This is a genomic window from Stenotrophomonas sp. CC22-02 (assembly GCF_004365115.1).
Classification (GTDB): domain Bacteria; phylum Pseudomonadota; class Gammaproteobacteria; order Xanthomonadales; family Xanthomonadaceae; genus Stenotrophomonas; species Stenotrophomonas forensis.
In genome coordinates, this window is record NZ_SOCO01000001.1 from 2,086,051 (window position 1) to 2,100,305 (window position 14,255).

Genomic DNA, 14,255 nt, shown 5'->3' on the forward strand with positions numbered 1-14,255 from the left:
CGGATACGACAGCGCCCCGGGAGTTCCGCTCCGGGGCGCTTGCTTGCGGCGGCTCACGCGCTGGTGGGTGCCAACCTTGGTTGGCACAGCGACGAACTACTTCGCGGTACTGAGCAGCAGCACCGCGAACGTGACCAGCGCGATGCCGATCCAGCCGATCGGACGCAGGCGGTTGCCGAACAACAGGCGGCCGCAGGTGGCGGTACCGATCACACCGATTGCCCCCCACATCGCATAGGCGGTGGCCAGGTCCATGTAGCGCACCGCCTGGCCCAGCAGGGCGAAGGCGATCCAGACCATGACGATCGCAGCGACGCCCCAGCGCCAGCGGCGGAAGCCTTCCGACTTGGCCACCATCATGTTGGCGGCGACGTCGATCAAGGCCGAACAGATCACGAAAAACAGGGCCAGGGTGTTCATCAGTGCGCCTCCCCGAGGGTGACGCAGACGATGCCGACCACCGCCAGCACCAGCCCGGCCAGCTGCTGCAGTGACAGGCTCTCGCCGAACACGGTGAGGCCGACCACGGTCAGCAGGGTCAGGCCGAGGCCTTCCCAGACCGCATAGGCCACGCCGACCGCGATGCGACGCACCGACAGCGCCAGGAAGTAATAGGACAGCGCCAGCGCGCCGGCCATGACCAGGTAACCGGTCCAGCCGCCATCACGGGCGGCATGGGCCATGAACGAGGTACCGACCACTTCGGCGACGATCGCCACGGTCAGGCAAGCCCAGGCGACCAGCGCGCCATGGGCAGGAACAGTACGGGACATGTGAAACTCCTTGCAGGGCGAGGACCGCGCCCCGCCATCAGTAGATCCACGCCATGCGTGGATGATCCGGAACGCCCCGCAGACAGGGGCGACGACCGGAAGTATCATCGTCTTTTACGGTGGGATCAAAATAGATTCCATCGACTGGAGCGATGGATCAATGCCTTATTCCCCTGAATCCCTGCAGGCCTTCGTGGAAGCTGCGGCGCTGGGCTCGTTCTCGGCGGCGGCGCGCCGCCTGCGCAAGACCCAGTCGACGGTCAGCACCGCCATCGCCCATCTGGAGGCGGACCTGGGGGTCAGCCTGTTCGACCGCAGTGGGCGCTACCCGCAGCTGACCGAAGCCGGCCGGCAGGTACTGGGGCACGCACAGGAGATCCTCGCTGCCGATACCCGCCTGCAACAGTTGAGCGTGCGCCTGGCCGCACCGGTCGAGTCGCGCCTGACCGTGGTGTTCTCCGATGTCTACCAGCTCGATCCGGAGCTGCGGGTCCTGCAACGGTTTGCCGAGGCGTTCCCGGAGATCGAGCTGGAATGGCTGGATGCCGAAGGTGAGGACGTGCTGGAACTGGTATGCAGCGGCCGGGCCGGACTGGGCCTGCTGCCCAGGCAGGGACGCTATCCCGATGAACTGGTGGCCCGGCCGCTGGCCCACCACAGCGAACTGTCGGTGTACGTGGCGCGCGAGCATCCGCTGGCCGACGCCGGCCGCCGCGCTGCAGCCCAGCTGGCCCGGTACCGGCAGGTGCGACTGAGCGCCGAGGTCGAACATGCACGTGCAGCCACCGGACTGGCGTGGACCGCCACCGACTACCTGATGGTGATGGAGATGACCGAGGACGGCATCGGCTGGGCCGAACTGCCACGCGCGCTGGTACAGCGCTATGACCGTGGGCAGCTGGTGGAACTGACCCTGCCCGGCTGGCCCCGGCGCATCCACAGCGACCTGCTGTGGCGCCGCGACACGCCGCCGGGTCCGGCCGCCCTGTGGTGGGCCGACGCGCTGGGGTGAACCGAAAAAGGGGACGGAGGGAATTAAGTCGTTTGTGGCACAAACGACTTAATTCCCTCCGTCCCCTTTTTCATCAACGATGGGCGAGTGCGTAGTCCAGGGCCGAGCACACCGCGGCCACCTGTGCGTCGTTGCACTGCTGCGGCGTGGCGCGCGGGCTGTCCGGGTAGACCTCGGTGGTAGTGGTGTACTTCGCACCGGTGATGCCCGCGCACAGCGCCAGCTTCTCCAGCGGGTACTCGATCACGCCATGGGCGACCACCGGCGAACCGATGATCTCGCCCTTGTCGTCGGCCGGGGCGATGTGGGTGACCTTTTCCACCGCCGCGATCACCGCCTGCTGGAACGCCGGCTGCGGGTTCTCGCTGTCGTCGACCAGGTAGAAGCCATCCGGGATCAGGCCCGGCTCGAACGGCTTGCCATCACGCGCCGCCAGGGCCCGGCGGAACTCGCTCTCGTCGCTGTCGGTGGTTTCATGCAGGTCGATGTGCAGCACGAACTGGCCCTGGTAGGACGCGATCAGTTCGATCACGGCGGTCGACTCGCGGGCCGGGCCGTCAGCGCGGAAATTGCGGTTGGGGTCGATCGCATCGAAGTTCCAGCGGTTGATGCGCTCGAAGCCCCACGGGTTCACGCACGGCGCCACCAGCAGGTTGGCCTTGCCGGCATAGTCGGCGGCGTGCTTTTCAAGGAATTCCAGCGCCCCCATCACGCCACTGGTTTCGTACCCGTGCACGCCACCGGTGACCAGCGCGGCCGGCAGGGCCGGATTCCAGTCACGGCTGCGCAGGGCAAACAGGGTGTAGGTCTCGCCCGCGTAGTCGAGCTGGCCATAGGCCACCTTGTCGAAGCGCGAGGCCAGTGCCTGGATGCGCGGCAGCACCTCTTCGTCATAGCGACGCAGGCGCTGCTGGCGGCCACGCCACTGTTCCCGTTCCGCCGCTCCCCACGGCTGGCCAGGGGTTCCGACAGGGTAGAAAGCGGCTTGGGACATGGCGGATCTCAGCGAGTCAGGAAGCAATCAACCACTCTACCATCCGGTCATCGGCATGAACCGCAGGCGCATTCCATTGGCGAATGGAATCAGCAATAATTCTCATTTACGACCTTCCACGACCTGCACCGATGCCCATCAACGCCCTCCGACCGGCCCGCCTGCCACTGGCCGCCGCCCTCGCCCTGTGCCTGCTCCCGGCCGCCAGCGCCCTCGCTCAGGAGAGCGCCACCACGCTGGACAGCATCCAGGTCTCCGGCAGCTGGCTGGGCACCGGCCTGCACGACAGCGTCAAGAGCTTCGCCGGCGCCCGCACCGTGGTGGACCGCCAGCGCATCGAGGCCAGTGGCGCGGCCAGCATCGGCGATGCCATGCGCCGTATTCCGGGTGTGCAGGTCACCGACAACTCCGGTACGGCCGGCAGTTCGGTGTCGTTGAACATCGGCGTGCGTGGCCTGACCGGGCGCTACTCGCCGCGCTCCACCGTGCTGCTGGACGGCGTGCCGCTGGCGGTGGCGCCGTATGGCCAGCCGCAGCTGTCGTTCGCACCGACCAGCCTGTCCAACATCGAATCGATCGACGTGGTGCGCGGCGGCGGCGCGGTGCGTTACGGGCCGCAGAACGTGGGCGGCATCATCAACTTCAGCACCCGCGCCATTCCGACCGGCGCCGGCCTGCACGGTGAGGCCGGCGTGCGCTACACCGCCTACGACCACGGCGGCGGCGACAGCACGCAGTACAACGCCTTCCTCGGCGGCACCGGCGACAACGGGCTGGGCGCCGCCCTGCTCTACTCCGGCCAGGACGGCCGCGGCTGGCGCCAGGGCAGCGATGACCGCTTCAACGATCTCGCACTGAAGTTCGCCTACGCCATCGACGAACAGCAGGAACTGCGTGCCAAGCTGTCCTACTACGATGTGCGCTCGCTGACTCCGGGCGGCCTGACCCGCGCGCAGTACGACGCCGACCCGTTCCAGAACACCCGCCCCACCGATTTCTGGAAGGGCCATCGCACCGGCATCGACCTGGGCTACACCAACACGCTCTCGGCCAACAGCGAGTTCGAGGTGCTGGCCTATTACAACGAGAGCAACCGTGCCAGCTCGCTGATCAATGCCGCCAACACCCAGCTGACCGTGCAGCCCCGCGACTACCGCGTGCTTGGCATCGAGCCGCGCTACACCCAGCGCCTGCACTGGGGCAGCACCGTGCATGACATCACCGCCGGCTACCGCTTCCTGCGCGAGCGCGGCAACGACCGCAGCTACACCGTCACCCGCCGCACCGGCGCGGCCAGCGCCACTACCCGCTTCGACAACGCCACCGACGCCCACGCATTCTACATCGACGATCGCATCGCGGCCGGCCAGTGGCGGATCACCCCGGGCGTGCGCATGGAGTGGATCGACATGGACCGCCGCCAGTCCGGCGGCAGCGCGACCTTCAGCAGCCGCAACAACAAGGCCCTGCCCTCGCTCAACATCGCCTATCTGCTGACCCCGCAGCTGACCGTGTTCGGCAACTACACCACCTCGTTCGGGCCGGTGCAGAACATCCAGCTCAATTCGCAGAGCGCCAGCAACCCGCTGAACCCGGAAGTGGCCAAGACCACCGAGCTGGGCGCGCGCTGGCAGGACGGCGCACTGCGCGCGGAAGTCACCGTGTTCAAGATGCGCTTCGACAACCAGATCCTGCAGGTGCCGGGCATCACCCCGCCGACCTTCCAGAACATCGGCGCCACCGACCACAAGGGCGTGGAAAGCGCGCTGGAGTACCACTTCGCCGAGGACAGCGCGCTGGCCGGGCTGGAGCTGTACGCCAACTACACCTGGACCAAGGCGATCCAGCAGTCCGGCGACAACCGCGGCCTGGACGTGCCGTTCTATTCGCGCGACACCGACAGCGTGGGTGCCCGGTATGCCCTGGCCGGCTGGACCTTCAACGTTTCCAGTACCCACCAGAGCGGCCAGTTCTCCGATGCGGCCAACACCTGGGATGAGACCGCCGACGCGCGCGTGGGCCGCGTGCCCGGCGTGCGCCTGTGGAACGCACAGGTGGCCTGGCAGGTGCCGGGGCTGGGCGACAGCGAGATCGCGCTGGGCGTGAACAACCTGGCCGACAAGCTCTGGTATACCCGCAACGTCGACGGCAACGCCGGGCGCATGGTGGCCGCGCCGCGCACCTTCTACGTGCAGGGCCGCTACCGCTTCTGAGGCGATAACCGCCCGATGCAGTGACGGTGGCGCTCACGGTGGCGGCGTATCATGCCGCCACCATGTCACTGCCCGTTTCACCATCGCGCCTGCATCTGGCCTTCCAGGGCCTGCGCCTGCGCCTGCGCGGCAGCGACCTGTGGTTCATCGCGCTGGCGCTGCTGGTCGGCCTGATCGCCGGCTACCTGACCCTGCTGCAATCGGGCATCGCGCGCTGGCTGCAGGGCGCGCTGTACGGCCTGGACGAAGGCATGCGGCTGAGCTCCCTGCCCTCGCTGACCTGGACCGCGCTGCTGGTGCTGCCGCTGGGTGGGCTGCTGGTCGGGCTGGTCAGCCTGGCCGCGACCCGGCTGAAACGGCCTCTGCTCGATGCGGTGGAAGCCAATGCGCTGCACGGCGGCCGCATGTCGATGCGCGACAACCTGATCGTGCTGACCCAGACCCTGCTGTCCAACGGCTGTGGCGCCTCGGTCGGGCTGGAGGCGTCGTATACGCAGATGGGCGCCGGCAGCGGCTCGCAGCTGGGCCGGGTGATGCGCCTGCGCCGCAACGACGTGCGCATCCTGGTCGGCGCGGGTGCCGCCGGTGCCATCGCCGCCGCCTTCGGTGCGCCGCTGGCCGGCGCGTTCTACGCCTTCGAGATCGTCATCGGCGCCTACACCCCGGCTGCACTGGCGCCGGTCGCGGTCGCCGCGCTGGCCGGCGCGTTCGTGGCCGACCAGGCCGGCATCGAGGCCTACCTGCTGCCGGCAGCCTCGACGATTGATGTCCGCGCCGCCGACTACGCCATCTACGGCCTGCTCGGCTGCTGCTGCGCGATGGTCGGCATCGCGGTGATGCGGCTGATCGCCTCGATCGAAGGCACGGTCAAGCGCAGCCCGTTGCCGTTGTGGTGCCGGCCGGTGGTGGGCGGCCTGCTGCTGATTCCACTGGCGCTGGCCAGCCCGCAGGTGCTGTCGTCCGGGCATGGCGCGCTGCACCTGGACCTGACCACGCACCTGCCGCTGATCTGGATCGGCGGCCTGCTGACCCTGAAGTGCCTGGCCTCGGGCATTTCGCTCGGGTTCGGCTTCCGCGGCGGCCTGTTCTTCGCCTCGCTGTTCATGGGCACCCTGGTCGGCGCCCTGTTCGCCGGCCTGCTGGCCATGGCCACCGGGGTGCCGGTGATCGACGCCACCTCCGCCGCACTGGCCGGGATGGCGGCGCTGGCCGCCGCCGTGGTCGGCGCACCGATGACCATGGCCATGCTGGTACTGGAAGGCACCCACGACTTCCTGTTGACCAGCGTGGTGATGAGCGCGGTGCTGGTGTCCAGCACGCTGGTACGGCAGTGGTTCGGCTACTCGTTCTCGACCTGGCGCATGCACCTGCGCGGCGAGACCATCAAGAGCGCCCGCGACGTCGGCTGGGTGCAGAACCTCAACGCCGGCCGGCTGATGCGCAAGGGCGTGGCGACCGCACCGGCCGACCTCGACGCTGCCGCGTTCCGCCAGCGCTTCCCGCTGGGTTCGGGCAGCCGGGTGGTGCTGATCGATGGCGAAGGCCACTACGCCGGCATCGTGCAGATCCCGCGCGTCTATGGCGATGGCGTGAAGCCGGAGACCGCGATCGGCGAACTGGCCGAGAACCGTGACGTGTCACTGTCGCCGGCCGCGGACGTGGTCAGCGTGATGCAGCGCTTCGACCAGACCCAGGCCGACGAACTGGCCGTGGTCACCGCCGACGGCCAGGTGCTGGGCGTGGTCTCCGAAGCCTTCGTGCGCAAGCGCTACGCCGAGGAACTGGACAAGCGCCAGCGCGAACTGATGGGCGAGCGCGTCGAGGACACCGAATGACCCCACAAAAAGGGGACGGAGGGGATTAAGTCGTTTCCGGCACATCTGGATGTCCACGCGTTGGCGTGGAACTACTGTCACTTCCACCGGGTAGACTCGGGCCATGCGCTTCATTGAAACCTTCCAGGCCGGCCCCTTCGCCGACACCGTGGTCAGCCTGCTGGCCGCCTTCGTGCTCGGCACGCTGATCGGCGCCGAGCGCCAGTACCGGCAGCGCACCGCCGGCCTGCGCACCAACGTGCTGGTCGCGGTGGGCGCGGCTGCCTTCGTCGACCTGGGCATGCGCATCGCCGGCAGCGCCGAGGCGGTGCGTGTGATCTCCTACGTGGTCTCCGGCGTCGGCTTCCTCGGCGCCGGCGTGATCATGAAGGAAGGCATGAACGTGCGCGGCCTGAATACCGCCGCCACCCTGTGGTGCTCGGCGGCCGTCGGCAGCTGCACCGGTGCGGACATGCTGGCAGAGGGCGTGCTGCTGACGGTGTTGATCATCGCCGGCAACACCCTGCTACGGCCGCTGGTGAATGCGATCAACCGCATCCCGATCAACGAGGCGGCGACCGAAGCGACCTACGAGGTGCGACTGAGCGTGGATGCCGAAGCGGTGCCACGCGTACGCGAGCGGCTGGTCGATGCGCTGGAGGCCGCGCAGTATCCGGTTGGCGATGTGCAGGTGGTCGAACATGCCGACGCGCCCACCGATGTGATCGCGGTCCTGGTCAGCACCGCCGTGAGCGCCGATGAACTGGACGTGGTGCTGGCGCGGATGGAACATGTGCCGGGCGTGCTGCACGCCACCTGGGAAGTCAGTACCCGCGATTGATTCGTCCACGCATGGCGTGGATGGGCTTCTCTCACCCTCCCGCGATGCGCTGCTGGGCCCTCAGCAACTTGCGGAATGAGCCGCACTGGCGCGCATCCTGCGCCTCCGGGCAGGCCGCCGCACGCTGCAGGTGCCGGCGTATCCGCTGCAGCTGGTTGATCTGCCGCTGCAGTATCTCGGCCTGTGCCAGCAGGGCGTCCCGGTCCAGCGTAAGGCATCCACGCAGGGGCGGCAGCGATACCCCGATCTGCTGCAGCGACAGCCCGGCCGCCTGGCCGAGGCCGATCAGCGCCAGCCGTTCCAGCACCTGCTCGTCGTACTGCCGGCGCATGCCGCGACGGCCCAGGGCCTGCAACAGCCCCAGCTGTTCGTAGTAGCGCAGTGTCGAGGCCGGCACGCCACTGCCTTTCACCACCTCGCCGATATCCAGTTCACGCATGGGCTTGACCTCAAGTCGCCTTCAAGCGCCAACCTATGGGCAACTTCCCCGCAAGGCAAGGCCATGGCCAGCACATCCCCGGTTGATCAGAACGCGCTCTGGAATGGCCCTGGCGGGCAGGTATGGGTCGCGCAACAGGCCATGCTCGATGGCCTGTTCCAGCCAATGGCCGATCTGCTGGTCAGCGAGCTGCCGGACACCGTCACGCAACTGCTGGACATTGGCTGCGGTACCGGCGCCAGCCTGCTCGCGTCCGCGGCGGCGCGACCAGAGGCGCACTGCACCGGCCTGGACATCTCCGCGCCGATGCTGGCGCTGGCCCGTCAACGTGCCGTCGACGCAGGACGGGCGGCGGACTTCATCGTGGCCGATGCGCAGCAGTATCCGCTGCCGCCGGCACACTACGACTGGATCCAGTCGCGGCTGGGCGTGATGTTCTTTGAGGACAGCGGCGCGGCCTTCGCCAACCTGCACCGCGCGGCGCTGCCCGGCGCCGGCCTTCGTTTCATTGCCTGGCGCGGTGCAGACGAGAATCCGTTCATGACCACTGCCGAGCGCGCCATCGGCGATGCGCTGGAACTACCGCCACGCGTGCCCGGCGCTCCGGGACAGTTCGCCTTCGCCGATGGCGAACGCGTGCGGCAGGTGCTGCTGGCCGCCGGCTGGAAGGATGTGGATGTGGTCGCGGTGGACCTGCCCTGCTCGATCGCCCGTGATGACCTGCCGACGTACGTAGGCCAGTTGGGCCCGCTGGGACTGGCGCTGCGCTCGATGCCGGAAGCCCGCGCCGCCGCACTCGGCGAGAGGGCCCTGGCGGCGTTCACCCCCTTCATCGAGGGCGACCGCGTGCGCGTGGATGCCGCCTGCTGGCACGTAAGCGCCCGCGCCTAGAAAAAAGGGACGGAGGGGATTAAGTCGTTCTTGCCCCGGCAGTGCCGGAAACGACTTAATCCCCTCCGTCCCCTTTTTTTCTACAGCGCCTCGCCGGCATCGGCCAGGCGCGATTCGATGAGCGCGTACCACTGCTGCAGGACGTCGATCAGCATGTCCAGCTCGGCATCGGTACGCTGCGCGCGGCCGCTGCGCAGGCAGGCCTGGGCTTCCTGCAGCTGGGCCAGGAAACCCGCCACGGTATCGGCCTGCAGGATCAATCCCGGCAGCCGCCGCCCGGGAATACGCACCACGGCGTGGTTGCCGAGCTGGCCATACACACTCAGTGTGGCTTCCGTCTTCATGGAAAGAGGCAGGAATTGGGCATTCATCGCGTGCACCATGGAAAACCTGAGCCGCCGGCAGGCGTGGATGACGGGGGAGACGTTGCCACGTCCTGCCGACGGTCAGGGGGGACTCGGAATACCGGGGTCATGCCCCGGCGCAGGAATCTCAGCGCGGATGGGCCATCCCCGCGATCTGCACCCGCCGGTTCGGTGCCAGGCAGGCAATCAGCTCGCGGCGGTTGCGCTGCTCGCACTGCACGATCGGTTCGGCGGCCCCGCGGCCTTCGGCGCTGATGCTGCCGGCAGGCACCCCACCCTGCACCAGTGCGGTGCGCACGGCATCGGCACGGCGCTGCGACAACGCCTGGTTGTAACTGGCGCTGCCGATGCGGTCGGTGTACCCGGTCACCCGGATCGACTGAACCTGCGCCGCCTCGCGCACCTGCGCCAGGATGCCCTGCACGGCCTGCTGGCCTTCGGCGCTGAGCTTCGCACTGTCGAAGCCGAACAGTGCGTCGGCAGACAGACGCAACGGCTGTTCCGGCAATGGCGCCGGTGCGGGTGCAGGCGGAGCCGGAGGCCGCGGCGGATCAAGCACGGCCGCGCACGATTCCGGCTTCCAGTACCCGGCCTGGGCAATGCCCTTGCTGTCGAAGCGCACCTGGAACTGGCAGGTGAAGTACTCCGCGCCCTGCGCAGTGCGGAAGTTGAACAGGTAATTCCACTCGCGCACGCCCCACATGCCTTCGTTGAAGTGCGGCGTGCCCAGCAGGGTGTACAGCTGGCGCTTGCTCATCCCGGGCGCAAAGCGGCGCAGATCGGCGACGTCGGGATAGGTGCCTTCCTTCAGCGACGCCTTCGCTGCCTCCGGGAAGTGCACGGCGGTGGTTTCGGCGGGGCCATCGGCGGCTGGCGCATGGCTGCGGCAGGCGGCCAGCAGGCCGAGTCCCAGGATCAGTCCCAGCGTCGCGGCAGCGTGGCCGGCCCGGGCGATGCGATGCTGTTTCATGTCATTCCCCCTGTTGACGTTTCCGCGATGCCGGGCCGCGTTGGCGGCCCGGCGGCGGCGATCACCACTGGATGCCGGCACCGACGGCCACACCGGCCTCGCCACGGCTGTTGGTGGAACCACTGAACTTGTAGATCCAGCGCCCGCCTTCGGAGACACCGGAGATGCCCAGCGCCACGCCCGATTCGCCGTTGTAGCTGCCGGCGGCGATCGAAGCCATGCTGCGGCCGGCTTCACTGGGCTGCGGCAGCGCCGCCGTGGCCATCGCCGAGGCGATACCGGCCGAGGCGCGGTTGTCGGTCTTGCGCAGATCATGCTCGAAGCCACCCATGCGCTCGTCGGTGTAGGCCTTCGACCAGTCCAGGGTCTGTGCCATGCCCGACTTCAGCTGGTCCACGTTGACCGCATCGTTGCCGGCAGTACCGGCGGCTACGTTGCGGACCGTGGTCGGGCCACTACCGGTGTTGCCCAAGGTGACGCTGTTGAAGTTGGTGGCGCCATTGACCGTGGTGTCGTAGCGGATCGTGCCCTGCTGCGAGGCCTGCAGCTGGCGAACGTTGACCGCATCGGTAGCCTGCGAACCGTCGGCCACGTTGACCACCTGGCGCTCGGCACCGGCGGCACCGACCGAGACCGTGTTGGCCCGGTTCGCCACCGAACCCGCACCCAGTGCCACCGAATTGTCGGCCTGTGCCTGCGAACCGTTGCCCAGCGCGGTCGAGTTGGCGCCGGCAGCCGTGGAGCCTGCACCACCAGCGGCCGAATTGGCACCGCTGGCGGACGGGTCGGCCAGGTTGTTGGTGTTGTTGGCACGGAAGCTGCCGGCCACATTGGTGATGTTCTTGATCTTCTGGTCGGTGTAGGACTTGGACTGGTCGATGGCGTAGTTCACGCCATTCTTCAGCTGGCCGACGTTGGTCGCATCGTGGTCGTCGGAGCCATCGGCAACGTGGGTGATCTTGCGCTCGCTGCCGCTGCTGCCGACCGACACTTCACCGGCCGAGTTGCTGGCACCGGTCTGCCCATAGGCGCCGGTGTAGCCGCTCTGCGCACCGACGCTGGCCACCGAACCGGCACCCAGCGCCACACTGTTGCCGGCACTGCTGCTGGCGCCGTTGCCGACCGCCACGCTGTTGGCACCTGCGGCACTGGCCTGCGGGCCGACCGCCACCGCTTCGGCACCGGCCGCAGTTGCAGCCGCCGCCGTCGAGTTCACCGCCAGGTAGGCACTGCCACCGCCCCCGTTGGTGATGCGCTGGTTGAGGACCTTCAGCGAGCCGTCCACCGCGTTGAAGGCCGCGGTGACGTTGTTGTAGTCGCCGCTGGTGAAGCTGCCATCGGTGGCGATGCTGGAGATGCTGAACTTCGGCGCTGTCCACACATTGGTGGTGCCGTTGAAGGCGGTGCTGCCACCGAAGTAGTTGGCGATGGTGCTGTGGGTGCTGAACAGCTGGTCGCCGGTGATGGCATCGCTGCTGCCCGCCAGGATGCTGCCTGCGGCGACATTGGTCACCTTCACCGCTCCGGTGCCGGTGCCCTTCAGCGAGACACTGTTGATCACGTTGCCACTGCCATCGACGTCGTACTTCACCGCCAGCTTGTCGATCTCCCCGGTCTGGTCGGCGACGTTGGCCAGCGAATTGCTGACCGCGTCGAAGGCGGTGCCGACGTCGTTGTAGCTGCCCTTGGTGATGGTGCCGTTGGCGGCGATGTTGTTGATCGAGTAAGTCGGCGCAGTCAGCACACCGCTGGCGTTGACCGCCGCGCCACCGCCGAGGTGGGTGGCCACGGCCTGGTTGGCAGCGAACAGCTGGGCGCCGTTGATGGCCTCGCTGCTGGTGGCACTGACCTGGCCCGGGCCGAGGTTGCGCAGCGTGGTGGCGGTGCCGCCCTGGCCCAGCGTGGCGCTGGCATAGTTGACGCTGCCGTCGCCGTTGAGGTCGTAGCGCAGTGCGCCGGCCGCGGCTGCCTGCAGCTGGCCGACATTCACCGCATCGGTGGCGGCGGTACCGGCTGCCATGTTGGTGACCTGGCGCTCCGCACCCGCCGCGCCGACCGACACGCTGTTCGCGCGGTCGGCCAGGCTGCCAGCACCGACGGCGATGCTGTTGGCAGCGGTTGCACGGGCGTTGGTACCGACCGCGATCGAGTCGGTGCCGCTGGCCACGGCCTCGGTACCGGTCGAATTGACCCGCAGGTACTTGGTACCGCCGTTGCGGATATCGGTGATCTGCGTGTTGAGGTTGACCAGCGACCCATCGACCGCTGCAAAGGCATCGGTCGCGTTGGTGTAGAGGCCCTTGGCGATCGCACCGCCGGTGGAGATGGTGCTGATCTCGAACAGCGGCGCGGTGAAGGCGCCCGTGGCCGGATCGAAGGCCGCACGACCACCGAAGAAGCTGGCGATGGCGGCGTTGGTGCCTGCCAGCTGTCCGCCGTTGACCGCCTCCAGGCTGCCGGCAGTAACCGCGCCGCCGGCAAGATTGCCGATGGTGGTGGTACCGGTGCCCGCGCCCAGCGTGACCCGGCGATAGTTCGGGTTGCCGGCACCGTCCAGATCGTAGGTCACCGCAACATCGGCCACGCCGTTGATCAGGCTGATCGCGCCCTTCAGCTGGGCCACGTTGACCGCATCGGTGTTGGCGCTACCCGCGGCGAGATTGGTGATCTGGCGCTCGCCACCGCCGGCGGTACCCACCGACACTTCACCGGCCGAGACCTGCGGCGCGGTGAGGCCATAGGCGCTGTAGCTGGCCTGCGCACCGCGCAGTGCAGCCGAACGGTAGCCCAGTGCGACCGAGTTGGCCTGGTTCGAAGTCGCCTCCGCGCCCAGCAGGGTCTGTCCGTTGGCGGTGCCGACGGCGCTGTCGCCGACGATCACCGAGTGACCCATGCGCGCGGCATAGTCAGCCGTCGGTACGCCGGTCGGGTTGCTCGGATCATTGGTGCCGGCGCCGGGGAAGGCGACGTTGGCATCCACCTTCGGCAGTTCGTGGCGGGCGTTGGCGCCGATCACCACTTCCTTGGAACCGTTGGCGAAGGCGCCGTCACCCATCAGCACCTGGTAATCCTGTGCGGCATTGACCGCCCAGCAGGAGATGTCGGCCAGGGCGATGTCGAGGCACTTGGCCGCCCATGCCGGCGAATCCTTCGGCAGCAACAGGCCAAGCAGGCCGCCCGGATTGCCGTTGTTGATGTTGTAGATGTAGCTGTCGGAGGTGACGCCACCGATCAGGGTCAGGTGCGAGCTGCCACCGGTAACCGCACCGCCCAGGCCATTGAGCGTGCTACCGACCGGCGACAGGTTGACCACCGGCAGTCCCAGCACGTTGACCGTCGAATAGGTCTGCATCACGTTGGCATTGCTGAGCTTGAGATTGCCGTTGCTCAGGTAGCCGTTGCCACCGAACAGGCTGGTGGTGGTCGGACCGATCAGCTGGCCAACATTACCGACCAGGCCGCCGGTGCCGATGATCAGGCCCGCATTGGGGTCGGCGGCAGCCGGCGCCTTCGGACTGGTCGGCGGAATCGCAGAGGGTTTGGTCAGGCCAAGTCCGCCGAGCGTGCCACCGACCAGGCCACCCACGGCGCTGCCCAGATTGCCGAGGGTGCCATTGAGATTGCCATTGAGCAGGTTGCCCACGGCGCTGCCCACGTTGCCCAGCGTGTTGCCCAGCACCCCGCCCAGGCCACCGGTGCTGCCGCCAGTGGCGCCGTTCAGCACGCCACCGACGGTGCTGCCAACGGTGCCGACTGCACTGCCTACGGCGCCAACCGTACCGTTGACTGCGCCACCCACCGTGCCTCCGACCGCGCCCACCGTGCCGACGGCACCATTCACTGCGCCACCGACGGCGCCTACGGTGTTGTTGAGCGTGCCGCCCACGGCATTGCCCACGTTGCCGACTGTGCCGTTGAGGGCACCACCGACGGCGCCACCCAC

General features: G+C 68.1%; 12 protein-coding genes. 5 read left to right on the plus strand and 7 right to left on the minus strand.

The genetic code is table 11. The features are described from left to right. Positions 1-96: 96 nt before the first annotated feature. A complete protein-coding gene (locus N440_RS09595; RefSeq protein ID WP_008266185.1) occupies positions 97-420 on the minus strand; it encodes an SMR family transporter in 324 nt (107 codons plus the stop codon). Then, complete coding sequence (locus N440_RS09600; protein ID WP_133934907.1) at positions 420-773, minus strand: SMR family transporter; 354 nt, start codon at positions 771-773, stop codon at positions 420-422. The genes N440_RS09595 and N440_RS09600 overlap by 1 nt, the downstream gene beginning before the upstream one ends. A 160-nt stretch (positions 774-933) precedes the next feature. Between N440_RS09600 and N440_RS09605 the strand changes: the two genes are divergently transcribed. Continuing rightward, positions 934-1,785 carry a LysR family transcriptional regulator gene (locus tag N440_RS09605; RefSeq protein WP_133934908.1) on the plus strand — a complete coding sequence of 284 codons (852 nt, stop codon included), beginning with the start codon at positions 934-936 and terminating at the stop codon, positions 1,783-1,785. A gap of 73 nt (positions 1,786-1,858) precedes the next feature. Here the strand turns inward: N440_RS09605 and N440_RS09610 are convergent, their stop codons facing one another. Beyond that, positions 1,859-2,779, minus strand: a complete 921-nt coding sequence (locus tag N440_RS09610; protein WP_133934909.1) for a M14 family metallocarboxypeptidase — start codon at positions 2,777-2,779, stop codon at positions 1,859-1,861. Positions 2,780-2,910: 131 nt separating this feature from the next. On the opposite strand from N440_RS09610, the gene N440_RS09615 reads away from it, so the two are divergent. The 3 genes from N440_RS09615 to N440_RS09625 all read left to right on the plus strand — a co-directional run bounded on the left by N440_RS09615 (position 2,911) and on the right by N440_RS09625 (position 7,647). Next, positions 2,911-4,992, plus strand: a complete 2,082-nt coding sequence (locus N440_RS09615) for a TonB-dependent siderophore receptor (protein ID WP_133934910.1) — start codon at positions 2,911-2,913, stop codon at positions 4,990-4,992. A gap of 62 nt (positions 4,993-5,054) precedes the next feature. Next, positions 5,055-6,827, plus strand: coding sequence for a chloride channel protein (locus N440_RS09620; RefSeq protein WP_243831320.1), 1,773 nt, complete (start codon positions 5,055-5,057; stop codon positions 6,825-6,827). A 103-nt stretch (positions 6,828-6,930) separates the two neighbouring features. Continuing rightward, positions 6,931-7,647 (plus strand): MgtC/SapB family protein, encoded by a 717-nt coding sequence (locus N440_RS09625; protein WP_005409984.1) that lies wholly within the window; start codon positions 6,931-6,933, stop codon positions 7,645-7,647. A 31-nt stretch (positions 7,648-7,678) separates the two neighbouring features. On the opposite strand, the gene N440_RS09630 is transcribed toward N440_RS09625, so the two are convergent. After that, positions 7,679-8,086, minus strand: a complete 408-nt coding sequence (locus N440_RS09630; RefSeq protein WP_133934912.1) for a MerR family transcriptional regulator — start codon at positions 8,084-8,086, stop codon at positions 7,679-7,681. 63 nt (positions 8,087-8,149) lie between these two features. Between N440_RS09630 and N440_RS09635 the strand changes: the two genes are divergently transcribed. Then, positions 8,150-8,977 (plus strand): class I SAM-dependent methyltransferase, encoded by an 828-nt coding sequence (locus N440_RS09635; protein ID WP_133934913.1) that lies wholly within the window; start codon positions 8,150-8,152, stop codon positions 8,975-8,977. An 80-nt stretch (positions 8,978-9,057) separates the two neighbouring features. On the opposite strand, the gene N440_RS09640 is transcribed toward N440_RS09635, so the two are convergent. The 3 genes from N440_RS09640 to N440_RS09650 form a co-directional block, all read right to left on the minus strand. After that, positions 9,058-9,348: a hypothetical protein gene (locus N440_RS09640; RefSeq protein WP_014037513.1), complete on the minus strand. Its 291-nt coding sequence runs from the start codon at positions 9,346-9,348 to the stop codon at positions 9,058-9,060. A 121-nt stretch (positions 9,349-9,469) separates the two neighbouring features. Further along, on the minus strand, positions 9,470-10,312 hold the full coding sequence (locus N440_RS09645) for an OmpA family protein (protein ID WP_133934914.1): 843 nt from the start codon (positions 10,310-10,312) through the stop codon (positions 9,470-9,472). 61 nt (positions 10,313-10,373) lie between these two features. Continuing rightward, a partial coding sequence (locus tag N440_RS09650; RefSeq protein WP_208322784.1) for a YadA family autotransporter adhesin occupies positions 10,374-14,255 on the minus strand: 3,882 nt, incomplete at its 5' end.

Bases quoted from the DNA above. Each gene is read 5' to 3' on its own strand.
- N440_RS09620 (WP_243831320.1), top strand. From the start codon at position 5,055: ATGTCACTGCCCGTTTCACCATCGCGCCTGCATCTGGCCTTCCAGGGC.
- N440_RS09600 (WP_133934907.1), bottom strand. From the start codon at position 773: ATGTCCCGTACTGTTCCTGCCCATGGCGCGCTGGTCGCCTGGGCTTGC.
- N440_RS09595 (WP_008266185.1), bottom strand. From the start codon at position 420: ATGAACACCCTGGCCCTGTTTTTCGTGATCTGTTCGGCCTTGATCGAC.
- N440_RS09605 (WP_133934908.1), top strand. From the start codon at position 934: ATGCCTTATTCCCCTGAATCCCTGCAGGCCTTCGTGGAAGCTGCGGCG.
- N440_RS09615 (WP_133934910.1), top strand. From the start codon at position 2,911: ATGCCCATCAACGCCCTCCGACCGGCCCGCCTGCCACTGGCCGCCGCC.
- N440_RS09625 (WP_005409984.1), top strand. From the start codon at position 6,931: ATGCGCTTCATTGAAACCTTCCAGGCCGGCCCCTTCGCCGACACCGTG.
- N440_RS09635 (WP_133934913.1), top strand. From the start codon at position 8,150: ATGGCCAGCACATCCCCGGTTGATCAGAACGCGCTCTGGAATGGCCCT.
- N440_RS09610 (WP_133934909.1), bottom strand. From the start codon at position 2,779: ATGTCCCAAGCCGCTTTCTACCCTGTCGGAACCCCTGGCCAGCCGTGG.
- N440_RS09645 (WP_133934914.1), bottom strand. From the start codon at position 10,312: ATGAAACAGCATCGCATCGCCCGGGCCGGCCACGCTGCCGCGACGCTG.
- N440_RS09640 (WP_014037513.1), bottom strand. From the start codon at position 9,348: ATGAATGCCCAATTCCTGCCTCTTTCCATGAAGACGGAAGCCACACTG.
- N440_RS09630 (WP_133934912.1), bottom strand. From the start codon at position 8,086: ATGCGTGAACTGGATATCGGCGAGGTGGTGAAAGGCAGTGGCGTGCCG.